Source organism: Bacteroides sp. f07, from assembly GCF_042854785.1.
Classification (GTDB): Bacteria; Bacteroidota; Bacteroidia; order Bacteroidales; family Bacteroidaceae; genus Bacteroides.
The window spans coordinates 545538-571422 of the sequence record NZ_BAABXI010000002.1 but is presented as its reverse complement, the minus strand read 5'-3'; the positions used below and the strand labels follow the sequence as shown (position 1 = coordinate 571422).

17 protein-coding genes and 1 pseudogene are annotated in these 25885 nt (G+C 42.4%); 10 read left to right on the top strand and 8 right to left on the bottom strand.

Annotated features, from left to right (window positions below):
• The first annotated feature begins 20 nt into the window (after window positions 1-20).
• From ACGHVY_RS17250 to ACGHVY_RS17235, 4 genes are all read left to right on the top strand, one after another.
• Complete coding sequence (locus ACGHVY_RS17250; RefSeq protein WP_390600180.1) at window positions 21-1424, top strand: glucoamylase family protein; 1404 nt, start codon at window positions 21-23, stop codon at window positions 1422-1424.
• A gap of 83 nt (window positions 1425-1507) precedes the next feature.
• Window positions 1508-1849 carry a DUF6932 family protein gene (locus tag ACGHVY_RS17245; RefSeq protein ID WP_390600177.1) on the top strand — a complete coding sequence of 114 codons (342 nt, stop codon included), beginning with the start codon at window positions 1508-1510 and terminating at the stop codon, window positions 1847-1849.
• Between the two features lie 105 nt (window positions 1850-1954).
• On the top strand, window positions 1955-2449 hold the full coding sequence (locus ACGHVY_RS17240) for a helix-turn-helix transcriptional regulator (RefSeq protein WP_390600174.1): 495 nt from the start codon (window positions 1955-1957) through the stop codon (window positions 2447-2449).
• Between the two features lie 5 nt (window positions 2450-2454).
• Window positions 2455-4101, top strand: coding sequence for a KGGVGR-motif variant AAA ATPase (locus ACGHVY_RS17235; protein WP_390600171.1), 1647 nt, complete (start codon window positions 2455-2457; stop codon window positions 4099-4101).
• Window positions 4102-4113: 12 nt separating this feature from the next.
• Here the strand turns inward: ACGHVY_RS17235 and ACGHVY_RS17230 are convergent, their stop codons facing one another.
• Window positions 4114-6681: a TonB-dependent receptor domain-containing protein gene (locus ACGHVY_RS17230; RefSeq protein WP_390600168.1), complete on the bottom strand. Its 2568-nt coding sequence runs from the start codon at window positions 6679-6681 to the stop codon at window positions 4114-4116.
• Between the two features lie 242 nt (window positions 6682-6923).
• Complete coding sequence (locus tag ACGHVY_RS17225) at window positions 6924-7382, bottom strand: hypothetical protein (protein WP_390600166.1); 459 nt, start codon at window positions 7380-7382, stop codon at window positions 6924-6926.
• 239 nt (window positions 7383-7621) lie between these two features.
• Here ACGHVY_RS17225 and ACGHVY_RS17220 point away from each other — a divergent pair, with 239 nt between their 5' ends.
• The 4 genes from ACGHVY_RS17220 to ACGHVY_RS17205 all read left to right on the top strand — a co-directional run bounded on the left by ACGHVY_RS17220 (window position 7622) and on the right by ACGHVY_RS17205 (window position 13590).
• Entirely contained in the window at window positions 7622-7954 is a 333-nt protein-coding gene (locus ACGHVY_RS17220; RefSeq protein ID WP_390599314.1) for a hypothetical protein, read from the top strand.
• Complete coding sequence (locus tag ACGHVY_RS17215; protein WP_390599313.1) at window positions 7920-8915, top strand: transposase; 996 nt, start codon at window positions 7920-7922, stop codon at window positions 8913-8915. Before ACGHVY_RS17220 ends, ACGHVY_RS17215 begins: the two co-directional genes overlap by 35 nt.
• 987 nt (window positions 8916-9902) lie before the next feature.
• The gene (locus tag ACGHVY_RS17210) at window positions 9903-12014 is read left to right on the top strand and encodes a BT4734/BF3469 family protein (protein WP_390600163.1); all 2112 of its coding nucleotides are present in this window, start codon (window positions 9903-9905) and stop codon (window positions 12012-12014) included.
• 277 nt (window positions 12015-12291) lie between these two features.
• Window positions 12292-13590 (top strand): ATP-binding protein, encoded by a 1299-nt coding sequence (locus ACGHVY_RS17205; RefSeq protein WP_390600161.1) that lies wholly within the window; start codon window positions 12292-12294, stop codon window positions 13588-13590.
• A gap of 92 nt (window positions 13591-13682) precedes the next feature.
• Here ACGHVY_RS17205 and ACGHVY_RS17200 read toward each other — a convergent pair.
• The 5 genes and pseudogenes from ACGHVY_RS17200 to ACGHVY_RS17180 all read right to left on the bottom strand — a co-directional run.
• Window positions 13683-13850 (bottom strand): annotated as a pseudogene (locus ACGHVY_RS17200) (endonuclease/exonuclease/phosphatase family protein); the annotation flags it as partial.
• A 54-nt stretch (window positions 13851-13904) separates the two neighbouring features.
• Window positions 13905-14759, bottom strand: a complete 855-nt coding sequence (locus ACGHVY_RS17195) for a DNA/RNA non-specific endonuclease (protein WP_390600158.1) — start codon at window positions 14757-14759, stop codon at window positions 13905-13907.
• Between the two features lie 115 nt (window positions 14760-14874).
• The gene (locus ACGHVY_RS17190; protein ID WP_390600155.1) at window positions 14875-16911 is read right to left on the bottom strand and encodes a DUF6359 domain-containing protein; all 2037 of its coding nucleotides are present in this window, start codon (window positions 16909-16911) and stop codon (window positions 14875-14877) included.
• Between the two features lie 20 nt (window positions 16912-16931).
• Entirely contained in the window at window positions 16932-17774 is an 843-nt protein-coding gene (locus ACGHVY_RS17185) for a DUF5689 domain-containing protein (protein WP_390600154.1), read from the bottom strand.
• Between the two features lie 47 nt (window positions 17775-17821).
• Window positions 17822-20350 carry a TonB-dependent receptor gene (locus tag ACGHVY_RS17180; protein WP_390600151.1) on the bottom strand — a complete coding sequence of 843 codons (2529 nt, stop codon included), beginning with the start codon at window positions 20348-20350 and terminating at the stop codon, window positions 17822-17824.
• 200 nt (window positions 20351-20550) lie between these two features.
• Here ACGHVY_RS17180 and ACGHVY_RS17175 point away from each other — a divergent pair, with 200 nt between their 5' ends.
• Window positions 20551-21576 (top strand): endonuclease/exonuclease/phosphatase family protein, encoded by a 1026-nt coding sequence (locus tag ACGHVY_RS17175; protein WP_390600150.1) that lies wholly within the window; start codon window positions 20551-20553, stop codon window positions 21574-21576.
• Complete coding sequence (locus tag ACGHVY_RS17170) at window positions 21573-22766, top strand: DNA/RNA non-specific endonuclease (protein ID WP_390600148.1); 1194 nt, start codon at window positions 21573-21575, stop codon at window positions 22764-22766. Before ACGHVY_RS17175 ends, ACGHVY_RS17170 begins: the two co-directional genes overlap by 4 nt.
• 76 nt (window positions 22767-22842) lie before the next feature.
• Here ACGHVY_RS17170 and ACGHVY_RS17165 read toward each other — a convergent pair whose 3' ends face one another.
• Entirely contained in the window at window positions 22843-25875 is a 3033-nt protein-coding gene (locus tag ACGHVY_RS17165) for a hypothetical protein (RefSeq protein WP_390600146.1), read from the bottom strand.
• Between the last annotated feature and the right edge of the window lie 10 nt (window positions 25876-25885).

Here is a 25885-nt window from a genome sequence, read left to right as displayed (position 1 = left end):
AATAAACTATTACCCTGATTATGAACGATAAATATAAAAGACTCGCAACAATGAGCGCACTCCCTCTCATGCTGCTGTTCTTGTCCGCCGTTGCCCTGACTTTCCAAAACTGTAAAGGGAAAAGCAAAAGCGACAACCTTTCCGCCGTCACCGATTCACTGTCGGACGATGCCTTGATGGATACCGTCCAACGACGTACCTTCCTCTATTTCTGGGAAGGCGCGGAACCGAACAGCGGTCTTGCTCCCGAACGCTATCATGTAGATGGTGTATACCCGCAGGACGATGCCAACGTAGTCACTTCCGGTGGCAGCGGCTTCGGCATCATGGCTATCCTTGCCGGAATAGACCGCGGCTACGTCACCCGTGAAGAAGGACTGGCACGCATGGAACGCATCGTCTCCTTCCTCGAAAAAGCCGACCGCTTTCACGGGGCTTATCCGCACTGGTGGTATGGCGATACCGGAAAAGTGAAACCTTTCGGACAGAAAGACAACGGCGGTGACCTCGTAGAAACCGCCTTCCTTATCCAAGGACTTCTTGCCGTACACCAATATTACGCAGACGGCAACGAGAAAGAAAAAGCACTCGCCCAACGCATCGACCAAATCTGGCGTGACGTCGACTGGAACTGGTACCGGAAAGGCGGGCAAAACGTCCTCTACTGGCATTGGAGCCCCACTTACGGCTGGGAAATGAATTTCCCCGTACACGGTTACAACGAATGCATGATTATGTATATCCTTGCCGCCGCTTCGCCAACGCACGGAGTACCTGCCGCCGTCTATCATGACGGATGGGCACAGAACGGCGCCATCGTCTCTCCACATAAAGTAGAAGGAATCAAACTTCATCTCCGCTACCAGGGAACAGAAGCCGGCCCGCTTTTCTGGGCACAATATTCGTTCCTCGGACTCGACCCCGTCGGGCTGAAAGACGAATACTGCCCCAGCTACTTCCACGAAATGCGCAACCTGACATTAGTCAACCGTGCCTATTGCATCCGCAACCCCAAACATTATAAAGGTTTCGGCCCCGATTGCTGGGGACTGACCGCCAGTTACTCCGTAGACGGATATGCCGCCCACTCACCCAACGAGCAGGACGACAAGGGAGTCATCTCTCCTACCGCCGCCCTCTCATCCATCGTCTATACACCGGAATATTCCATGCAGGTGATGCGCCACCTCTATAATATGGGCGACAAAGTATTCGGTCCCTTCGGATTCTACGACGCTTTCAGCGAGACGGACAACTGGTATCCGCAACGCTACCTCGCCATCGACCAGGGCCCTATCGCCGTCATGATTGAGAACTACCGTACAGGCTTGTTATGGAATCTCTTCATGAGCCATCCCGATGTACAGGCAGGACTGACGAAGCTGGGTTTTAATACCAACAAACAGGATGTGAGACAGAAATAGATGTGAGACAGAAATAAAACTATCCATCCTTCAATATCCTGGTATTTTTTTCTATATTTGCACAACAGAAATGATGTGTGATTATGGAATTTAATAAAGAAGGATATTTGCCTGAAGGAATTCACACGCTCAGTTGGGAAGAATTTGAAATAACCTTCGGATTCAGCCCCAAACGTAAAGAACTGCTGGAAGGTTTACTTCAAGTTATAAATATACTAAAGATTTGCGGTTGCGAAGCTATCTATATCGACGGTAGCTTCGTCACCGACAAACTGGAACCCGACGACTGGGATGCCTGCTTCAAAGGAAGTGCACAATCTCTTAAGACACTGAAAAGACAAGAGCCTTGCCTGCTCCTCACTGACGATTATAAACTGCGGGAAACGCAAAAACAAAAATTCAAAGGAGAGCCTATTCTTCTATAGCCTTTATGCAGGCTTGAATATCAAGCCTATCTGGATTTCTTTCAAGGAATAAAAGGAGCAAAGAGGAAGAAAAAGGGAATAATAAAAATAAATCTGAACTAAGATATGATTAAGAACGAAAGCCAACTGACACGCGCCAAACAGGAAATGGAAGAGTTGCTGGATGCCTTGTATCAGATAAAAGGAGAAGAACTGACCGACCGTATGCAAAAAGCAGCATACTACTGCCGTTTGAAAGACTTGAGTTCGGAAATCGAAGAATTCGAGAAACTAAGAAACCGGCAATACCTGTCTTTCACAAACGAAAACCTTCCTAAATCTATCATAGCCTTGCGTATAGCTTCCGGATACACCCAAAAGGAACTGGCAGACAAAATAGGAGTGCCGGAACAACAAATCCAACGCTATGAACAACAAGAATATGGTAAAGTTAAATTTGAACGAGTCGTACAAATCATACGGGCACTCGCTAAAAAATGCGAATTGAACTTTCAACTTAGTGCCTCCGGCCAAATTCCTGCTCCATTCCAACAGACGGAAGAATCAGCCAGAGCCACTCGCATCGCCAAAGAAAGAGCTTCACTCATGCTAATCATATAAGAGTTATGAAAACATTTACTTTTTATTCATACAAAGGAGGAGTCGGACGAACATTGGCGTTAGTCAACATAGCCAATCGCTTGGCTGAATTTGGAAAGAAAGTGTGTATCCTCGACTTTGACTTGGAAGCTCCGGGGTTGCAAAGCAAATATGCCAAAGAACTTCAACAGCCTATCGACAAAGGATTGGTGGATTATATTTATTCATATGCCGTGGAAAATGTACAGCCCCGTCATATATCAGATTATATGGTTGACATTCGTTTAACCAACGCAATAAATACCATCCATTTATGTGCGGCAGGCAATGTTGACTCAAGTGATTACTGGAAAAAACTCGCACGCATCAATTGGTGGAACTTATTCTACGCAGAAAACAGTTACGGCATTGATTTCTTTCTGAACCTGAAGAAACAGATAGAAGAGGAACTGGCTCCCGACTTCTTACTGATAGACTCCAGAACAGGAATCACGGAAATGTCCGCTATCACGATGTCCTTGCTTGCCGACGACGTTGTCTTTCTAGCTGCCAATAACGAAGAAAACATCAAAGGCTGCTGTAAAGTCCTGAACTCGCTCTCGGCACCGGAAAACAACCTGCTGGGAATCAAGAGGACCTATCATTTTGTCCTGACCCGTATCCCTCTACCGGACAGTCCCGATGAAAAAGTAAAACATAATATCATTGTAGAGCAAAAGACAAATATCATCAAAGAATGTCTAGCACAGAATGGCATCACCCTCGAAAGTGCGAATGTAATCCATTCGGACCGCTGCCTGGAAGAGAACGAGCTTTGCAACACTTCTTATATATACGAAGTCTCCAAAACTTCTTCCGTCAAAGAATATATGGCCTTGTATGATTCTTTGGTAAAGAATTATTTCTCAAAAGAAGACCTTGTCACTTTTGACGGATACAAGCAGCTTCAGTTAGAAGTAGACAAAGCATTACGCTACTATAAAGAAAACGATACCCGTTTCATAGAACAAGCAGAATTGCTGATTGAGAAATATCCCAATTTTTCTTATGGATATTCATTCCTAAGCAACTATTATTATGCTCGTTTCGAACTTCAGAAAGCATTGGAATTTGCAAGTAAAGCGACTAAGACCCTTGGTCCTGAACTGTTCTCTATCCAACTAAAAGAGGTTTACTTGAACTTTCTGTTAGGAAATTATCGGAAAAGTGAAACCCTCCTGAATAAGATTTATGACGAAGGTTATGAGCTTGCACAATTTCTCAAGATACAGATAGAGCACGTCCTCTATCACAATGAAGAAAAAGACATGGAAGCGATTGCCCAATTAATAAAAGCCCATCCGGATAATGCAATATATTATAACGAAGAGGCAGCAATGTACAATTTCTATAAGAAATACGACAAAGCTCTGGAATCGGTCAACAAAGCCTTCGAAATCGACTCGGAACTGGATATAATATATATCACTCTTGCAGAAATCAAATATCGCATGAATGAGAAACTTGACTTCTACAGAAATATAGAACTTGGCCTGAAATACAACTACGACCTGCGTTGGGTGAAGTATGATGCAATGTTCTATATTTACAAAGAATGTCTCGAAGATGAAAGATTCCTAGCCATACTGGATAAATATGACATAAGACACATCATATCCTTCTGGCTAAGTTGAGCAGTGGTGGTCTTACTGACCACCTCCGCCACCGGCACTTCCTCCACCGCCCTCACCACCTCTCACATCATCATTACTGATGCTGCGGGCAGCTTTCTTCACGCTGGCTTTCAGCTCTCCAATCCGGTAGCCGATACTGAACCCGACATAACGGTTCGGATACTTTCCGCTACTCTTCGATATAAAATTGTCGCCTTTCGTATGGCTGTTATACGTTCTGTACTTCTCAAAGACATTGCTGCAATATAGGTTCAGGCTGAGACGGTCGTCCTTCAGGAACGAACGGTTCACTCCGATGCTGTAATACTGGTAGCCGGAACCTTTTCCCTGTAAACTGATATACGGAGTCCCCCCGCCTCCATTCAGGCTCAAACGAATTTTCAAAGGAAGCGTATGCTGGATACCTCCGTGGCAGGAAGCGTTCCATCCATAATTGTGCAACCCTTGCGCCTCACTCTTCAAATCCCTGTAACTTCCGCGCCCGTTCACGTAAATACGTGTTTTGGAAGAAGCGTTCCAGTTCAGATAAAGGGACAATCCGGTATCCCGATTCTTGCCGATATTATCATAAGTGCTGTACATAGCCCCGTCCGGCGCCCTGTGTTCCGGATTATTGTCAAAGATTTCTCCGTCCTCATTGTTTATCAGCCGGCTTACCCTCTCTATCCCGTTATTGCCGAATGAATGGCGCAACGAAACGTTTATATTGAACTTGGCACTGAAATTACTGTACGCAATATCAAAAGCATGGCTTTTCTCACTCTTCAAGTCCGGATTTCCCTGACTGATAGACATCGGGTCTTGATTATTAAAGTAAGGATTCAGACTCCAGATTCCCGGACGCCAGATGCGCATATTATAACCGGCACGCAGATTCTGCGTCTTGCCGATTTTCATCCCCAAAGAGACGGACGGAACCAAATCGCTGTAATTCGTATGGAAATTCTCACCCGGCCCTACGATATATTTCACCCGTTGTATGGTCTGTTCATAACGTACTCCCGGTTTGAAAGAGAAGTCCTTATACTTCAATGTATATCCCACATAGGCTGACAAGATATGGTTCAGATGACGGTACTCACTGCTTCGGTTTTCATTGTACACATAGTCGTCGCTCCCGCCTGCCGCCTCATAGAGCGCGTTGTCACTGCTATTACGGCGGAAAATATATTTCGCCCCCGTCTCAACGGTATGCAATTTCCCTATCGGAGTCGTATAATCTACCTGGAAAGTCTGCTCCATCGTATTCGTCTTTCCGTCCGAATGATAATTTTCCAACCGCAATCGCTCAGCCAGTTCGTCTTTCTGTTCGTCGGGAAATATATCCAGATAAACATTGTTAGAATTATCAGTTTGAGGTTGCGTATTTATCTTATAGGATAAGGTAAGCATCCGTTGTTTATTCTTCCGGGAAGTACGCTGATAATCTATATTCCCATTTATGGAATACCACGAATTTTCACTATGCCCATCCGTCCGGTAACGATAAGCAACGTCCTCATGATCCGTCCTATACATTACCGTATTTCCGTTATTGTTGCTCTTATCACTGCTGCCATACATCCCGAAAGCCACCGTCAGCAGCCTCAACGTATCAATCTCATAGCTCGCTTCCAAATTGCCATACTGAAAATTCCCTTTTGACTTGGAACTGCTTTGAGATTCGAGAAACTTCTCGTCCCTCGTTCCCGGCTCGTAATTCTCACGGTAACTGTCCGAGTAGCTGCGCGGACGATTATTATAATCATAATTATAATTGACGGAAACAGTCATCTTACCCTGTTTCACCATCGCATAAGTACCGGCCCCGACTCCGTTATTACTGGCATTTCCCCGAAATGTAGCCGTATATCCCTCGAATCCGCTACCCACCGTAACGATATTCAGAATACCGCCTACGCCTTCCGCATCGTACTTCGCCCCCGGCGAGGTAATCACCTCAATATATTTAATAGTATTTGCCGGCATACTTTTCAGTACTTCTTTCGGATTATTGCTCATCATGTTATTCGGCTTTCCGTTCACATGTATCTTGAAACTGCTGCTTCCGTTCACCTGCACATTATCTTCCCCATCTACCGTCACCAAAGGAACTTTGCGCAGCATCTCCAGAATACTGTTCGACTTGGAGTCAGGGTCATCTTCAATATTATATTCAATCTTATCCACATCTACCTTCACCAAAGGTTTCTGGGCGACAACTTCCACTCCCTTCAGCTCATTATTGGCTTCCGAAGAATACAACGTCCCGAAGTCAACGACTTTCGTAGACGACTTCAAAGTAAAGTCCCTCACAACCGGCGCTTTACCAATCGAAGAAATGCTAATCACATAATCTCCGGCAGGTATATTCAGTTTCTCCTGAAATTTACCACTCGCCCCGGTCACCGCCATTTTTACAGCTTTGTCGGGAGCATTTTTCTTTGTAATCCTGATAGTTGCATACGGTTCTCCCTCTTGGCTTAACGAATCCAAAAGCACGCCTTTGATTGTAAAAGAAGGGTCTACAGCTTTTTGCGCCCACCCCGTCGCAAATGTAGCAAACACGAATAGTAATAGTAGCAACAGTCTGTGTTTCATGACTAGAATTATTTAGTTTTTTTATTTATTAGACGCAGCATATACTCAAATGCTGCAAACGTGGGGATAAAAGTAGATGGTTTTCCGCCAGTTACGAAACATTCGGAGTTAAGAAAATAAAACGAATAGATAAAATATATTACTACAATCTTGTTCCCAACTATTCTAAATCATTCCGAATCCCCCTAAAATCAATCCAAATCATCCTAATGCTTCCAAGACTCCTAATGCTTCCAAGGCTCCTAAGATTTCCAAGACTTCCTGTTTGCCAATAACCGTTTCAGACTTCTATGCAGTTTTTCCGCCCAACCGTCCCGAAAAGTGTCTCCATATTCTGCAAACACTTTCTTACAATCCCTTATCCGGTCGTTCTGCATTTTCATTGCCACCTGTATCTGGTCTATCTTGGCTATTTTCTCTCTTTGCCGCAGAAGTTCTTTATCTTGGTCGCCAATGATTTCGACATACAAATCGCAAATCCTCGTTTTCTGCATGCATAGCTCTTCCAATGTGTCGACATACTCGGACGTAATTCCTTTCTTCATCCGGCACAGAAATTCCTGAAAACTTCCTTCGTCAATGACAGGGGAAGGCTCACCATACCCCACAGAAAATCTTTTCATTTCCGCCCAAAGCAAAATAACTTCTTTATTGAATCCATACTTCGCTGCTGCTTTCTCTACGCTAATCCATTTCGGCATAATGCATTTGTTTTAATGTGTTCCACAATAAAAATAAAGAGTATTGTTTGTTTATGTGGGACAACGAGCATCCACGATTTCTGTATTTCGGACGGGTGGGGATTGGTTAGGTTAAGTTTTGGCGCATGGTAATAAACCTGTGTATGTGAGATGAAATTTTTACCTTTGCAGAAGTAAAAAGAACTGCAATGGAAAAGAATCCGTATATAGAACTGGCCGAGTGCCTGCTGCCCGAGGAAATGGTTGAATACTTTGAAGTGGTCAAGGTTGAAAAAACCAAAGAAACACTTGATGTGACACTGGAAGAACGTGACAATGGAGTTGACGGCTATGAGGCCGGACAGCTACGTCCCAACGGGTTCTACGAGGAAAGCACAGTGCGGGACTACCCGGTCAGAGGCCGGAAGATGACCTTTCACGTCAAGCGTCGCCGTTGGGTTGAGATTGAGACAGGTAAGAGCGTTTCAAAACGCTGGGACATAGTAGCTGAAGGCACCCGCTTCTCGAAAGAGTTCGCGGCTTTTTTAAAAGGTATGCTTGGACAGATACCCGATTACGGGCCGCTCTCTTGAGTGGTTCTTCGATATTGACGGAGACCTGTTCGAGCGTCAGTACAAACGCCATCTGAGCGGTTACTGGCAATGGAAAGACACCGCAGAGGGACTACATGCCGAGCAATGGCGTGTCTTCCCTGAAAACATCGGAGAACACCTGAGTATTGATGAGACATCATTGAGTAATGGCGAACTATATACGATTGTTACCAACAAAGCAGCTCACGGGCGAAAACATTCCATAGTGGCCATAGTACTTGGAACTGACTCTGATACGGTACTGCACGCATTAAGACAGATTAACAGTCGTCTGCGCAACAAGGTGATTGAGATAACTCTTGATCTGGCCGACAGCATGCACCGTATATGCCGCTATGCTTTCCCTAGGGCAAAGCGCGTTATTGACCGCTTTCATGTTCAGAAGCTGGCGCTGGAAGCCGTGCAGGAGATACGCATCAAGCATCGCTGGGACGCCGTAAATGCTGATACCGAAGCGCGTGAACAAGCAAAATTATCAGGCGAGAAGTATGTGCCTGAACGGCTTCCAAATGGCGACACTCTCAAGGAGCTACTTGCCCGTGGACGTTATGCATTGTTCAAATCCCCTGATAAATGGACTGAATCCCAACGGCAGCGCATTGATCTGATGTTCTCGCTCTATCCTGATCTTAAAGAGGCATACTGGTTATCTCAGCATCTCAGAGCAATATTTTCTAGCAAGAAATCCACTCCCGATACCGCCCGGCTCAATCTTGCTCGTTGGTATAATAAGGTGGCTGAATCAGGTTTTAAGTCTTTCAACACCATCGCTGCTACCTTTTACGAACACTCCGATGAAATAATAAACTTCTTTGATAACCGATCTACAAACGCATCCGCCGAGTCCATCAACTCTAAAATAAAGGCATTCAGAGCCAAACTACACGGTGTCAACGATACTAAATTCTTTATCTTCCGCCTTTGCAATCTATACGCATAAACACAGGTTTATTACCATGCGCCTAAGTTTTTGGGGTAAACAAACCGGCCGGATACAAGAAAGACGTGAATGCTGTTGTACCATTATCCAGAATCAAGGCTAGCGACACCCTCCTAAAAGATAATGATGACAACAGACATCCACGCCAGTTGTTTATATATAACACATCCGTTACGGATATGTTGATATAAGCCGTTCGCGTGGAATATCTGCCGCATCATCTCTCTTTAGTAAAATCGCTAAATTTTGATTCTGAGAGATGAAACTTTACATATTCCCTAAATAATAAAAACCGCTTTCCGCAAGTTTCACCACGCTGATGAGCAGAAAGCGTATTGCAAAGATAGATGTTTTTTTTGAAATGCTGTGGAAATATGGGAATAAATGCAAGAAGTTCCGTATATTTCCCCTCTCTACTATATACAAAAGTGAGAATCCTCTTTCAACCTATCACCACCGTCCTGAAACTCCTTATCCATCGTACTTACAGAACGGTGATAGGTTGTCGGCAACCTATCACTTTATCTATCACCTATCACCGTCCGCCAGAAACAAAACCGGCATGCAAACAGAAGCCCACGTGCAAATAAAAGTATCAACAAGGGCTACATTCCGTTTCCTGCCGTGAAACCACTATTTCCCCGGCAGGAAACTTTAGTTTCCAGCGCTTGACACTGTAGTTTCCAACCCTTGAAACTTTAGTTTCCAAGGCTTGAAACTAAGTGTTTCATTACTTGAAACGAAGTGTTTCTCGGTGAGAAACAAAGTGTTTCAAGCCTTGGAACACTTTGTTCCACTACATGATGCAACCAACCCCTCTGTACAAAACAAACAATAGGCAAGCACTAAGGAATATCTGAAAGAAGCGAATGAAGATTATAAACATAACCGAGCAATAATAAGTGCGAAATAACTTGGCAGACTGGATAATAAAGTCTACCTTTATCAGCCTTTAATGAAAAAGGAGAAACAACAAATACATTTAACATGAAACTTACTTTGATGCGGGACTACGGCGAAACGTCAACTATGCGGACGCTGGATATAAACCTACAAATAGAAGCGATGAAGCATGAGACGAAAGCCCGCCCGATTAGCAATCTTCGGACAAATATACGTTACGCATCACCCGACTCTACACTGGAAGAAGCCCAGCGACTGACCAAGGTCATCCCGGCAGCCAACTTCCGCAAAACAGCCAATGGCGCACAAATGACCGAATACAACGGTATTGTGCAAATAGAAGTCAACCACCTGGCAAACCGGACGGAAGTAAACCGCGTGAAACAGGAAGCGGCAGAACTTACGCAAACTTTCGCCGCCTTCATGGGTTCCGGCGGACATTCCGTAAAAATATGGCTGCGCTTCACACGCCCGGACAATTCACTACCCAAAAGCCGGGAAGAAGCGGAAATATTCCAAGCCCACGCCTACAGAAAAGCAGTCAGCCTGTACCAACCGGCTCTCTCCTACTCCATCGAACTTAAGAACCCTACTTTGGAGCAATTCTGCCGGCAAACCTACGACCCGGAACTTTATTACAACTCTGATGCCACCGTCATCTACATGCGTCAACCGCTGGAAATGCCGTCGGACACCACCTACAAAGAATCCGTACAAGCGGAAACATCGCCATTCAAACGGTTGATTCCGGGCTACGATAGTTTCGATACCTTGTCCGCCCTCTTCGAGAGCGCCCTAAGCAAGGCTTATCAATCATTAAGCGAACTCCAGCCCAACGTACATCTCCATTCTGACGAAGACCTCAAGCCACTGTTAGTCCGCCTTGCGGAAAATTGTTTTCAGGCAGGCATACCGGAAGAAGAAACTGCCCGTTGGGCCATCGCTCATTTCTACACCAAAAAGAAAGAGTTCCTTATCCGCCAGACCGTACAAAACATATATACCCACGCCAAAGGATTCGGACAGAAATCTCCCTTATCAACAGAACAGGAACTGGAGCTTCGCACGGAAGAATTTATGCAACGCCGATATGAATTTCGTTACAACACAATGACAACCGTAACGGAATATCGCGAACGGAACACTTTTTGTTTCTGTTTCCGCCCCATCACCAACCGGGTACAAAACAGCATCGCCATGAACGCCCGCTTGGAAGGACTCAGCCTTTGGGACAGGGACGTCGCCCGCTACCTGAACTCCGACCGCATCCCGATATTCAATCCTATCGAGGATTTTCTCTTCGGAGTGGACGTCCGTTGGGACGGTCGCGACCGGATTCGTGAACTGGCTGCCCGCGTCCCTTGCAACAATGGCTACTGGCCTGACTTGTTCTATCGTTGGTTTCTAAGCATGGTAGCGCACTGGCGTCACACTGACCGCAAGTACTCCAATTGTACGGTACCATTGCTTGTCGGTCCGCAAGGCTATCGAAAATCTACTTTTTGCCGGAATCTGTTACCGTCCGAATTACAGATATATTACACGGACCACATCGACTTCAGCAACAAAAGGGATGCCGAACTATCTCTAAACCGTTTTGCGCTCATCAACATGGACGAATTCGACCAGAACGGAGTGCATCAACAGGCTTTCCTGAAGCATATCATCCAAAAACCGGTGGTCAACACCCGCCGCCCCCGTGCCACAGCCACGCAGGAGATGCGCCGCTATGCTTCATTCATCGGCACAAGCAACCACAAGGATTTACTGACCGACACTTCCGGCAGCCGGCGCTATATCGTCGTCTACTTAACTGCTCCCATTGACTGTTCCCCCATTGATTATGAGCAGCTTTATGCGCAAGCGATGCACGATATTTACAGAGGAGAGCGCTACTGGTTCGACACCGAGGACGAAAAAGTGATGACTGAAGGCAATCAAGAATTTCAGGTTATGCCTATCGCGGAGCAATTATTCCACCAATATTTCCGTGCTGCCCGGGAAGACGAGGAAGAATACGAGCAACTTCTCGCCATTGAGATACTGGAACAGGTACAGCATGACAGCAGGATACATATATCAAATTGTAATATTATTCAGTTCGGAAGAATATTGCAAAGGAATCAAGTGCCTTCCGTGCATGCCAAACGGGGAAATGTCTATAAAGTGGTCCGAATCAAGCCAAAAAGAGAATAAATATACAGTTTTCCAGGACGGTGATAGGTGATAGATGAGGTGATAGGTCAGAGACAACCTATCACCGTTCTGTAAGCACGATGAACAGGGAGTTTCAGAAGGGTGGTGATAGGTTGAAAGAGGAATTGGTGAAATCACTATGAAGCGAAAGTTAGAATATGGCAAATCACAGAAGTTTCCTTCTCAGACGGAAACTTTTCTCAAAATCTTTCCTTTTCAAACGGAAACTTTTTGCTATCTTTATCCGTTGAAAACGAAAACTTAAAATATTTGCCGTATGAGCCTAAGACAAATTCTCCAATCACTTATTGCCCTCAAGCAAAAAGAACTTCCTTTTGAAGTCATCCCACGTGAACTGGAATTACCCTTAAACAGTAAGAAGATTATTACAATCCCCGGAGTTAGACGTTGTGGCAAATCCTCTTTAATGATGCTGGCAATTAATGCACTAGTAGAAAGTGGTGTCCGTAGAGAACAAATTCTATGGATAGGCTTTGATGATGAACGTCTATATGATATGCAAACTAAAGATTTGGACGAAATCATCCAGGCTTATATGGAAATGTACCCAGACATCCCTATCGATACTGTCTATATGTTTTTTGACGAAATACAGATGATCAAAGACTGGGAACTTTTTGTCCTCCGCCTGTTCAAGACTTACTGTAAGAATATCTACGTATCCGGCAGTAATGCACAAATGTTGTCGGAAGAACTAGCTACCGCTCTTCGGGGATGGCCACTCGAATATGAGGAATTCCCTCTTTCATTCAAAGAATTCTGCCTGTTTAAGAAAATCGATATAGACCCTTATACGGAAAGCGGAAGGGCTAAGTTGAAAGTTACTTTTAAGGAGTATAATGGCGGAAGTGCTTTTCCCGAAGTTGTTCTCCAAAAAGAACAATCCATAAAAGATCGAGAATTGCAAAGTTATTTTAATACAATGTTATTCAGAGATTTGATAGAGCATTATGAGCTGAGTAATCCGAGCATGATCCGGTACTTTTTAAAAAGAGTCATGTCCAACCTGACAAAACCGACTTCGACCAATAGTGTTTTCAATGATTTGAAGTCGCAGGGGATAAAGGTGGCTAAAGATACTTTGTATGAACTATTGGAACATGCCTGCTCCATCTTTATGTTTTTTAAGGTTCCCAAATATACTTCTTCTATAATACAGGAGAATAACTCTCTTTCCAAATATTACATAATAGATAATGGTTTGCGCTCATCCGTATTGTTACCCCAAAGTGGAGATGAGGGAAAGCTATTAGAAAATTCTGTATATCTTCATTTACGTAGAAAAAAGACACCGAATGAGAAAATATACTATTACAAAGGAGAAAAAGAATGTGATTTCGTAATTCAAACAGAAGAGCATATCTCCTCACTGATACAAGTCACCTGGCTACTAAATTCACATAATACCGCACGGGAAATTGGCGGAATATTAGACGCTTACAAGACTACCGGTTGCAAGAATTGTATAATTGTCACCTTCGAACAGGAAGAAAAGATAGAAACAGAAGGGATAACAATCTCTGTTGTTCCCGCCTGGAAGTGGATGTTACAATAGTTGTTTTCATACTTAGGGATACTGTAAATGCATAGATTCAAACAACACCAAGTTATTCAAATCTATGCATTTACAATATAATAAGAATACTATTAACGTATTTCTTTCACAAAATAAATCAAGGCCGGCAAGTGGTCACTATATCCATTTATAAAAGTATTACTGGAGAAAGTACGCCACGGGTATCCTTTGCGTTTTCCTTCTTGTGTTGTCAGGAAATCACGGTTAAATATTTCCGCTTTCCAGAATTTCAAAGAACTTTCCTTATCAAACGGAAACTTTTTATTATCTACGGTGATAATAAAATTAAAAAATTATTCTAACCCAGGCCAGGCTTTTGTTGAGTAAGTGGCTTCAAGTGCATTTTCCAAGTTATCATTAAGATTGGGAAAGAAATCAATTCCTGTTTTTTCTTCCAGTTCATCTATAGATAATACATAGTCGGCTAGCTTTATTGTTTTTGATGGTTTGCTGTCGGTGTGTTCCATCCAAAAGGCTATCGCTTTAAAAGAATCTCCCTTCTTAAACAACAAAGCCATATAATAGTATTTTGGAACGGGCTTACTACGGTCACCACCTATATACTCTTTAACCTGTTCTTCTTTATCAATCGTTCCACCTTTTACCACATACAAAGTATCCGAAGCTGTGCAACTACGCCCCCATGACTGTACTTGCCCTTCCAACGCTAACCAAACACCTGTATTGAATGCATTCCGTTGCGGACTCATATTGGTGTAATAGAATGTTTGTTCATTTACTTCACGAGAATAAAGTCGGTCGGCGGATGCGCAAAGATGTCCCCGGTCATAACCTTTTCTTCCAAAGTCTGCTTGTACACGCTGATACTCTGAAGCAACAGAAGGGTCTGCGTCAAACGGTTCATTACTACGATCTACATTTTGCTGTTTTGTTTGGTTATCAAACCGAAAGGCAATCCAACGGGAGTGTTTCTTACTTTTATCATATTCCATACTAAAAGTGGTTATTTTCTGCCCGTTGAAAGTAGTAGAGTGAGTTATGAATACATCATTTGTACCATTGCGAAGAGCCGGAAGTTCTACGATGCCGGTGGCGAAATTATTGGAATCGTAATTGTCATCTTTATCACAAGAAAATAAGCTTATGCATAATAAACTTAACAAAAAATACCTTGTTAAATACCTCATCTCTCTATTTTTAGAATAATCCATCATACATATATTTTCTATATAAAAGAAAAAATCTCAAAGAGAAAAGTTACATTCTCCCTTTGAGATCTTTTCGCTATATTACCCTATGCTACTACTTAAGTTTTACTCCAAAGACTGCACCACGCTCTTTGTCAGTCGAGAACTTAATCTTAGAATTAGCAGTAGTACCAATCAAAGTATACTCATGATAGTCTGTATCAGCAACGGGAACAATTGTAAAAGCACTTCCCGAACCTGAAAAGCCTGTATTTGCAGTCAGACTTACTGTCTTTGACACTTCACCACCTTCAAAAGAACCTCCTCCTACAATCTCTACAGTTAGGCTTGTACCGTTCTTACCTGTCCATCCAACAGAATAAAAAGACAGATGTGTTTTCGCCGCTCCTAGAACATCAGAAGTCCATGTTCCAGCAACACCATTTTTTCCTAATTTCAAAGCAGCAAATTCATTTACAGTACAAGTATAATAGAAATTGTCTTTTGAGTCAGAAGCAGCAGGCATAGATATATTACTTTCATATGGAGCTAACTCAGGAGAGGGTTCTGTTCCTCCACCATCTACAATCCCTCCATTCTCTGTTTTTAAACTAGCATCATCAACCAAAAAATCGATTCCAATCGTTTTAGAATTCATAATCACCAAACATATCTTTTGTTCCTCTTCCAAAGTAAATGTATAACTTTTTGCAATCCATTCTGTATTAGTTATATTATTCACATAATCATCATACTTATAATCGCTACCACCAATTGTTCCATCAGCACCAACTATTGCATACCCTAAACGGGCACTTGCATTTTCTACTGTAGCAGCTTTCAAATAGGCACTAAATGTATAAGTACCGGCTTTCAATGTCATTTCTGTACTACCTAAACGTTTATTTGCAGTAGTAGTTCCTTTTACCAAAACAGAATAATTTCCATTTCTTTTATCAGTAGATTGTTCAAGGGTTGCATTGCTTGCCGTAGATGCAGATTTCCAATTTACAGGATAACCTTCTGCCCAATCTTCAAAACCTCCATTCGTCAATAATTCAGTACCACCTCCAGGTTGTTCAGGTCCAGGACCTTCACTCGGTTCTACACCCACATACAAATTATCAATCTGATAAGTTCCGCTAGCTACTTCACCACCAACATATTTAAAGCCAATGAAACCTACTTTATCACCAATGTTTGTAAGATCAGCCGTCAAAGTCTTAGCGTCAGAATACCCCTCAGCATTTTGAGGCAAAGTACCAACATCCAATAGAGTCTGTTTTAAATTATTGCCATCTTTTTCAAGGAAATAAACTTCCAACTTATTACCATCTTTATAATAAGCTGATATACAATCAAAAGTAACTTTCTTCACATCCATTTGAGCTATATTCACAGCAGGAGTAACAAACCATGAAATAACCGAAGCCACTTTACTTCCGTAGGCAGTTGCCTGAATCAAACCATTACCATTAAAAGGTTTACCCCGCCAAGTTCTAGCACCAACTTCTGCAAAATTCACATATCCTTCTTTTACATACTCTTTATCATTTTCCGCATCGTCAAACGTATTAACCACTTGGCTTACCGGATTAGACGGATCAAGTAACTCAGCTAAGCTACCACTCGGTTGTTCAGAACCTCCTTCTCCTATCTCAGTTCCATCCAACACAGCCGCAGTAGCCGACTTCAGTCCTGCTACACCAAAATATTTTTCCAATGAGCCATAAATCATTACGATCTTACCCAAATTTCCTGCATTGTCCTTCAAGTTCAATGCTGTACGAACATCAGAGCCACCTACCAATTGTACAGGAATACAATTTTTATAATTAGTTTCATTCGGTGTATCTGCAATCAATATATTTGAAGCTATTGTGAAAGGAGCCTCAAACTTGCTCTCCGTAGCAATAGTTTTTCCTTCTCCATCTACACAACCTACAATATATCCTTGTACCCAAGCAATAGAACCATCCTGTTTTTTCTGTGCAGTTTCAATATTATATGGATCTTCCTTAGTGCCACCACCTGTAAGCCCCGGAACATCACCTTCTCCCAATATATCATAAGGAGCAGGAACATCACTACATGAACTAAATGTAAACACCGCAAGCAGTGTTAAGAATAAAGCATTTAGAATCTTTTTCATAATTATATGTGTTAATTGAATTAATTATTTCGTTTGATATCGCTTAAAGTACGAACAACAACCTCCCACTGGTTATTATAACGTAACAAAATACCTGTAATATTCACACTACCTTGCGGCATTATCTCCATTGAGAAGTTTGCGTAAGCACTAGTATAAAGGAACAAGTTACTTCCACTCTCTGTACCATCAGCATAAGTGAAATAACGCTTTACGGAACCTTCATCACCAGGAGCGTAGGTTGCTGTTCCGTCTGCTTCGGAAAGCTTTACGTTTTTAAAAGTCACCAATACCGGTGCTGCCTTTAAATCAATAGCAGCAAGCTCGGCAGGTGTACTAACCTCAATCGGTTTCAATTCCTCATAATACAGCTTCGGTTCATTAATCAGACGAACATGCTGTTTCCATACATACTCAGGCATACGTCCAACTGAGTTATTATAAACAGTACCAATTTGCGCCTGCTTACGGTAGCTACCTATCTGCAAACCTTTACAATCGATTACCACTTTCTGACCTACCGGACAAAATGCATACAAACCGGTTGCATTAACGCCAATAACAATAGCACCAGTTTCGTCGGCCACGACCAACTTCTTGTACAGATTACCACTCTCGTCATCACAGGTAATTACACCTTCAATACGGGTTTCACCTTCAATAGTAGTATAGGTATCTGTACTCGTATCTATAAAGTCATTATATTTTTCTTTCAATGCAGCGATTGAAATTGTGCGCCCTTCCGGAATAGAATTATTGCCATAGGCATTACCTGTTACCGGGTCATCATAATTCTCGCAAGAAGTAAGAACTGCACCACATAACAGCAATCCGGTACATAATATAGATAGTAATTTCTTCATAATCGTTTCTTCCTTTCTTTTTGTTTTGGATTGATAACTACACATTCTTAAAATCTATAACCAATATTCAAGAAAGCATTGAACGGGAACGCATAGAAATACTTGGAGTTCTTAGAGAACTTATAAATACGCGCGTCACCGTCTTTGTAATTATCATCACGGTTTTGTTCAAAGCCACCCGTACGGAGATCTGTATTATTCAAGATATTAGTCAGACTCAGGTTAAGGCTAATACTCTTGCCATTACGCAAACGAATAAATTTTCCGATAGAAGCATCAAGCATAAATCCTCCGTCCAGTTTTTCCTGTCCCGGAACATTAAGAACCGGATTACCGTTAGCATCTACGCCTGCACCATTCTTATCCAATACACTTCCAAGGCGACGATAGCTTGAGAAGTCAATGTATACACGATCATAGTAGTTACCTGTCAAGTTAAAGAACCAACCATTTATGTTATAATCCAAGGCAAGGCTATAAGCAGATAACGGTGTACCATTTGCATGTAGACCTTTTGTATAAACACGATCTAGATTTGACTCGTTTTCACTTTCGTATGTCAACACAGCATCAGGGTTATTTGTATATTTAGCGTCACTCCAAGTACCAATAGCGGTCAATGAAAGTTCACTTGTCAGCTTAAATGTAGCTGCCGCTTCTACACCCCAATGTTCCTTTTCAATACCGTTCATAGAAAGATAAGTAAAACGTGCTTCACTGTCATTATAGAATGCATCCATTTCCACCTGATTCTGGAAGCGTGTATAATAACCGGTCAAACGTCCCATTACCCATGAAGTATTGAAATTGTAAGTCAGATCACCACCGAAAATACGTTCTGTTTTCAAATCTTTCACAAAATCATTCTTAATACGCGGAGCAATGAAAGAGTTATAGGCAAGCGGTGCACGATCTTCATAGCCTGCATTCAATGTAAATGAATGGTTGCCATTGATAGCCCAACTTAATCCTGCTTTTACTCCTCCTTCCAGAAACTTGGCAGTACCACTACTACCCAATGACTTCAATGGAGCACGTCCGTTTCTCATTTGTCCGTCACGGAACATTTGTGTAGACCCAATCTTACCGGATACGAAATAATTGAGCGAACCGGCATTGTTTCCTTGATAACGTATCCAAGCACTCTGTTTATTTACATAAATATTATAATCGTAACCAAACTTATCGCCTTCACCGATACGACGGTTCGGATTATCGAGGTCATTCTGTACCATAGTAGAACTTGCGCCATGATCACGCACTGCAAACTTATCAACATCAGTATAGAGTTGCGCACCCAACAAATCCTTCATTTTTTTATAGTGCATACCTTTCGTTGTATTCACCGCGATTCCCGCAACATAACTGTTACGTTCATTCCATTGATGATTGAATACTGAGCTAAAGTTGAATGCCAACTGGTCATCATGACGTTCTTCCACATAATAGAGTGCTTCCTTGCCCAATGAATTGGCTTGTTTATTGGCAAAATAAAGAGCATCCCAATCCAATTGACGATAAGCCTTATTATTCTTCCAATTATCAGTTACTTCATTAAATTGCTGCAACTCGTCAGGAGTAGGAACTGATTCCCATACGTCAAAGATAGAACTAGGTAACTTCTTATAATAATCCGGACGTGGATCTGCCGCATTACCATTCCACCCCAAAGCACTCTTGCCATAATTAGAATACTTGAATCCTGCACTTGTCACCAACTTCTTATTATCATCAATATTGAAGTTCCAAGAAGCGATAGCCGACGGTTCAAACTGACGCACAATGCGTGCATTTCGTTTCTCACCATTTTGATACCCCCAGTTTGGATTGTAATAATGGCTATTGGCCAAATAATAAGCTTCCTCAGTCGCTGCCATTTGTTGACCTCTCTCTGTAGGTGTTCCCCATGTAGCTAAAGAAAGACTGTGGCGTTCATTAAAAACTTTCTCTGCACCAAGGAAATAAGAGAAAGAGTTATACTTAATACCTTCAATATTACCTTCATTCCCCCAACGATATCCCAATGAACCGGTAAACGCCCAGCCATTGTTCATCAAACCAGTGGAATAAGTGTACATTCCACGCAAAATGTAATTACGGTTACTACCTGATAATGTGAGTTTTGATCCGGCTGCATACTGACTGGCACGTAAATTAATATTAGTAGCTCCCCCTATCGCGCCAAAAGTAAAATTATTGACTTCAAAAGGACCGATACCTTCTTTATTACGGGTCGCGTCATTTAATCCCCCGATTAATCCGTAGCTGAAACGTCCTGTTTCTACATCATTGAATTGTACCCCATTGATGTACATATCGCTATATTGGGAATCATATCCCCTTACGCGAAATCTCATTGGGCTAAACAGATAACCTACATTTGACAGATAAACATCATTGTTGGAAGTGACCAACGCAGAGGTACTCTGAGCTGCATCATCATCTTCGTTCAATTGTGATTCTGTAAACATGAAAGAAGCATTGTCTTCACGGGCATTTTGCTTCGCCTTTTGCTGAGCCAAAAGTGCTGGTGTTAAGCAAAATAGCACGATCGCTAACCCTAGTCGTTGTTTCATAATTTAATTTATATTAATGTTAATTGGTCTTTTGTTTTGTAACGCTAAAGAAATAAGCGGAAAGGCAAAATAACAAAGAATTTTATAAATATCAATGTTTTTTTTGAAAAAAGTCACTCGAAAGGGTGGTTTTTCCGTTTTCTTTTTAGATATTTGTCATACGAATGTCAAATAACCCACTTTTAAAATCAATTTTAAAGATGAAAAAAAACTTAATGATTCTCAGCCTACTTGTCTTTTTTGTCCTAATGGCTTATGGACAAGAAAAGAAATATGCCCTCTACAGTGTAGCTTTCTACAACATGGAGAATTTATTCGACACAATCCATGATGAAGGTAAGAACGACTATGAGTATTTGCCCAATGGAACGAACCAATGGAATTCGATGAAATATAAGGCAAAACTGAAGAATATGTCGGAAATTTTAAGTAAACTTTCAACTGACAAGTTACCAATGGGACCTGCCATTATCGGTGTATCTGAAATTGAGAACTACAGAGTTCTGGAAGATATTCTGAAACAGCCAGCTTTAATTGACAGAGATTATAAATATATTCATTATGAGGGCGAAGACAGGCGTGGCGTAGATTGCGCATTCTTCTACAACCCTAAATTATTTGAACTTTCAAACAGCAAACTCGTTCCATACGTATATATAAATGATACAGTACATAAAACACGCGGCTTCCTTATTGCCAGCGGTTATATAGCTGGAGAAAAAATGCATTTTATTGTCAACCATTGGCCTTCACGCGCCGCTGCGTCTGCTGCTCGCGAACGTGCGGGTGAACAAGTCAGAGCAATAAAAGATTCTTTACTAAGGGAAGACTCTGCTGCAAAAGTGGTTATCATGGGAGACATGAATGATGACCCGATGGACAAAAGTATGGCTGTGGCACTTGGAGCCAAGAGAAAACCGGCAGATGTTGGTCCGGAAGATTTATATAATCCATGGTGGGACACACTGAAAAAAGGCTACGGAACATTAATGTATAGAGGTAAATGGAACTTATTTGACCAAATTGTATTTACCGGAAATATGTTAGGTAACGACCGTAGTTCATTGAAATACTATAAACATGAAATTTTCCGTCGGGATTTCATGTTCCAAAAAGAAGGGAAATATAAAGGATATCCAAAACGAACGCAAGCAGGTGGTGTATGGCTAAACGGATATAGCGATCACTTACCTACCATAATTTATTTAATTAAAGAAGTAAAATGACAAAAGGATTATTTAAACTATTTATTCTGTTCATAGTTTGTAGCACAGCTATATCTTGTAGCGAACAGAATATTCCGGACCTACCAGAAAACCCGGGTAATACCAATCAAGGTATCGCCTCCATTGACCAAACACAAATCAATGCCAACGGTGGTGGATTTATCATTCGAGTAAAAGCAAGCGGAACATGGGAAGCTTCAAGTAGTGAGCCATGGTGTACATTAAGTAGGGCATCCGGTAGCGGGAACGGGGCTATCACTGGCTACATGAAAGCAAATACCGGTGCAGAGCGTAATGTAACTATTACAATAACTTCAGGAAAAGAAAAGGCAACATTCACCATCAAGCAGTTGGCCGGCAACGGTTCTAATCCTGATCCAGATCCAAACCCTGATCCAGATCCAAACCCCGATCCAGATCCAGAGAGACCTTCGGGATATGCAGGAAGAATTGAGATTCCTGTATTAAAGGGAGGAAGTATGAACATATTTCATACATGGACTACCAAAGAAAATAACAAAGAGATAATTACTTATAGTTATGAATATGACTGTACGAAAAAGCATATACGCTGGGTGGCGTTTACTTTCGACAATTATACATGTCAGTCAAATGTAAAACGCTCTGATGCATGGAAAGAAGACACCAATATCCCTGCGCAATACAGAACATCAAAAAGCGACTATAACCCAGAGTATACAAGAGGGCATATGGTTGGTTCCGGTGACAGAGTATATAGCAGAGCTGCAAATGAACAAACATTTTATTATTCCAATATGAGTCCGCAACAACAAACCGGTTTCAATACCGGTGGAGGTGTTTGGAATAATGTAGAAGACCAAGTACAAGCATGGGGACAAATCAACAATCCTGCAGACACTCTATACGTTGTCAAAGGTGGTACTATTGATAAAGAAGAAGATATACGCGCTCGGACTAGCACAGGAGTAGCTGTTCCTAAATATTATTTTATAGCAGTTCTGTCATATAAGAACAAACAATATAAAGGTATTGCATTTTATGTAGAACATACAAATAATAAGACTAATCTTATTAAACGCTACTCTATGTCTATTAGAGAATTAGAGCAGAAAACCGGAATTAATTTCTTCCACAATCTTGAAGATGCAATTGAAAACAACGTAGAAATTAACTATAATCCCAGTGATTGGAGTTGGAGAGAAGGTTAACCCCCAACATACTGAAATATAATAAAAGCCAGCGAAATGCTGGCTTTTATTATATTTCAATTGTCATTTCAATCTATCAGAACCGATAAGAAGTCCCCACCGAAAATGCAGCATGCACAGGAGTAAGATCACCGCCTGCCAAAATATTCTTAGTATACATACGCATACGGGGTTCTGCAAATACTCCGAACCCTTTAACCAATTTATAATAAAAATGCAAGCCACCTTCTACACCAAAGGTTGTCTTATTAGGTTCTGAGCCGAATGCCAGAACCGGACCTGCCAGAATTTCTACTCCAAATTTACGTTCAGGATTATAGCCACCCATGAAATGAGTTATATCAAAGAGGTAATCAGCCGACACACTAATCAGTTTACGTGCATCCCCACCGTTTCTACCCGGCAAGGCAGTATAATCCAAACCGACACGCGCTCCGGAACACGGGAAGAACTGCCGTCCCCCCGATACACCAATCAGCACTCCAAGACCTGCATTCGAATCATACTTTACACGATGGACGGGCATATTGGCACCTACATTCCATGAAGCAAAATAATAAGGTTCGAATTCTCTTCTGAGAGCCGCCAGTTCCTTCAATGCCTTACCACCCGCATGACGGAATTCCAGGCCTATCTGAACACTCATTACATTATCCGCTGCCGTAGTACGCGGGCCAATATAACCGGACTCTACATTTACGTCTCTATAAGAATAAGGTATACGCGAGAAACGGGGCTCTATAAATAATGCCATATGATCGGAAACATAATATTTGCATTGTAATCCGGCCGTTACACCTGCATATGCCGCTCCCGCCGCACTAACTTTGGCTTTCTCACTCTGCCTACGGACTTTTCCCAGTTCCAAACCAAGCATCGGGACAATTCCCCATCGCCGCTCTTTATCATATTTCCAGAAAGAAAGAACATCAAACATACTTTCCACCCGTATTCCTCCCTGCATCGTCCGCTTGTCAGAAAGGGTTCCATATTCACTCAAAGCCTGTCCCCAACTGCTGATTCCCGCAAAACCGGAAAAACGTACTCCCCAATAAGGTAACAACCACTTACCGACAGACACACTCATCGTCGGACCCGCCGAAGCGAAAGCATCCATAGAACGACTTGGGCCGACCAAAGACTGGAAACCGACTCCTCCACTAATAAATGTATTCCCCCAGATTGTGCCATCCCCGAATCCGCTTTCCGTCAAATTCTTACGTAAAGCCGGACTAAACCGGTAAGATGTTCCCAAAGCAAAAGACAGTTGCAAAGGAGTCCCTTTCGCCCCTCCACGGGAATTCATATAGCGTTTTGTATAAAGCCGTAATTTAGACTCTGCAAAAACATCAAATTGCTCTCCCAGTCTCCAATAAGGGCGTACCCCGCCTTCTCCTCCTACATAAGTTTTCCCAGGATCGAAGCAACGGGTAATGACAGGTCCGGCAAAGACTTCCGTACCGAACTTGCGTTCCGGGTCGTAACCTATCACCCAATTGGATATATCAAACATATAATCCAAAGAAAGGCTCGTAAAAGTATAACGATCAGTCTTGTCATCTGTCGTACGGGTAGCCGCATTATTAAAATCAAGTCCCAGACGTACTCCGGAAAGTGAACTGAACTGACGTCCGACTGCAGCTCCGATTATAAATCCCGGACGTCGTGAAGTAGGCCGGTTCAATTGCTGCGGCATTGTCATACCGACAGCATAAGAGGTATAATAATAAGGTGTAAAATCCCCCCTCAGTTTTGTCAACTGTTGCCATTGCGGACGAGTAGGACGACGCAGTTCAACACCTACACTTACATTCATCAATTTATCCATGAAAGAATATTCATTCACCTTCCCGGAAATCGTCTTCTCCGTAAATGTATAAGGTACAAATGACATACGGGGTTCTACAAAGAAAGCGAGATTCTCTGTCGGATAGTACTTAAATTGAAGCCCGCCGGTCATTCCGGTATACGATTTGGATACAAGCTCACGTTCATCCTGTTTCTTCATTACCCCCAGCTCGACACCGAACATCGGGACGATTCCCCATTTCATCGAACGCACATCTTTCTTAAAAAAGGCGAAAGGATTCAGCATCACTTCAGCCCGTCCACCCGCATACAAAGTCATTCTGTCAATTCCAGTCTTTTGATTTGCTTTCCATACATCATAAGAGCCAAACGCAGACAGACGAAAACCGAATAAATCGAGAAACCACTTACCTGCCGCCACGCCAAAAATAGGTCCTGTAGAGCCTAACAACCCTTGTTCTCTGGCCAATGAGGAATTCTGCGCCTGCAATCCCATTCCCGCACTGACAAATGTATTATCCAAGAAATTTTCATCCCCAGCTTCCGTACTTCCACGCGGAGTAAAAGTACCTAAGCGATAATTCATACCCACCCGGGCATTGAAACCTATATCATAACCATGTGAGTTATTGTTTCCGGAAATATCAATTCCATCTGTATAAAAAGAAACTCCCGGCTCCATGAACACATCCAGACGAGTCCCGGTGGATATTTTCATTTGCAGCCCCAGATGAAAATCAACAGCTTTCTGCTTCTCTCCCGCCAATGAAGCGAGATGCACCCCAAGCCCCTCTACCGTAGAGAGTTCGAACATACGATAAGGGTTATAACCGGCAAAGGCAGTACTAAGATTGAAAATATGATCTATCCCAAGCGTATAGTTAGTCCACTTCTCATTATCACTCTGCCGGTTGGCAGACTGCCAGCTTCCATATAACCGCATCCCGTTTTTAGAAGAAAAGAATTTTGATGCAGCCAAGCCGATTTCCGGTCCGCCGGAAAGATTCATTCCACCCTGAGGAATGATACGGTTATATCCACCCCAGAAACTGACAAAGAAGTTATCCAAGAACTTTTTATTGACAAACTCCAGACCTTGAGGCTGATAACGTTTCTGCATCGAATATTTCAAAGCGTTGTATTTCACACGATAGGCTGTGTCAGCCTGACTTCTTCGTTGCATAGCGGAATCCTGAGCAGCAGCGGCATCTCGCATTTTTGCAATGGAATCCTGCTGCTGAGCCATTACACTTCCGGCAAGCATTCCACCACAAACACACGTCAATATATATCTTTTCATCACCATTAAT

Coding starts and splice junctions, on each gene's coding strand:
- ACGHVY_RS17185 (WP_390600154.1), bottom strand. CDS start 17,774: ATGAAGAAATTACTATCTATATTATGTACCGGATTGCTGTTATGTGGT.
- ACGHVY_RS17250 (WP_390600180.1), top strand. CDS start 21: ATGAACGATAAATATAAAAGACTCGCAACAATGAGCGCACTCCCTCTC.
- ACGHVY_RS17245 (WP_390600177.1), top strand. CDS start 1,508: ATGGAATTTAATAAAGAAGGATATTTGCCTGAAGGAATTCACACGCTC.
- ACGHVY_RS17235 (WP_390600171.1), top strand. CDS start 2,455: ATGAAAACATTTACTTTTTATTCATACAAAGGAGGAGTCGGACGAACA.
- ACGHVY_RS17240 (WP_390600174.1), top strand. CDS start 1,955: ATGATTAAGAACGAAAGCCAACTGACACGCGCCAAACAGGAAATGGAA.
- ACGHVY_RS17165 (WP_390600146.1), bottom strand. CDS start 25,875: ATGAAAAGATATATATTGACGTGTGTTTGTGGTGGAATGCTTGCCGGA.
- ACGHVY_RS17180 (WP_390600151.1), bottom strand. CDS start 20,350: ATGAAACAACGACTAGGGTTAGCGATCGTGCTATTTTGCTTAACACCA.
- ACGHVY_RS17220 (WP_390599314.1), top strand. CDS start 7,622: ATGGTTGAATACTTTGAAGTGGTCAAGGTTGAAAAAACCAAAGAAACA.
- ACGHVY_RS17175 (WP_390600150.1), top strand. CDS start 20,551: ATGAAAAAAAACTTAATGATTCTCAGCCTACTTGTCTTTTTTGTCCTA.
- ACGHVY_RS17195 (WP_390600158.1), bottom strand. CDS start 14,759: ATGAGGTATTTAACAAGGTATTTTTTGTTAAGTTTATTATGCATAAGC.
- ACGHVY_RS17205 (WP_390600161.1), top strand. CDS start 12,292: ATGAGCCTAAGACAAATTCTCCAATCACTTATTGCCCTCAAGCAAAAA.
- ACGHVY_RS17170 (WP_390600148.1), top strand. CDS start 21,573: ATGACAAAAGGATTATTTAAACTATTTATTCTGTTCATAGTTTGTAGC.
- ACGHVY_RS17190 (WP_390600155.1), bottom strand. CDS start 16,911: ATGAAAAAGATTCTAAATGCTTTATTCTTAACACTGCTTGCGGTGTTT.
- ACGHVY_RS17225 (WP_390600166.1), bottom strand. CDS start 7,382: ATGCCGAAATGGATTAGCGTAGAGAAAGCAGCAGCGAAGTATGGATTC.
- ACGHVY_RS17230 (WP_390600168.1), bottom strand. CDS start 6,681: ATGAAACACAGACTGTTGCTACTATTACTATTCGTGTTTGCTACATTT.
- ACGHVY_RS17210 (WP_390600163.1), top strand. CDS start 9,903: ATGAAACTTACTTTGATGCGGGACTACGGCGAAACGTCAACTATGCGG.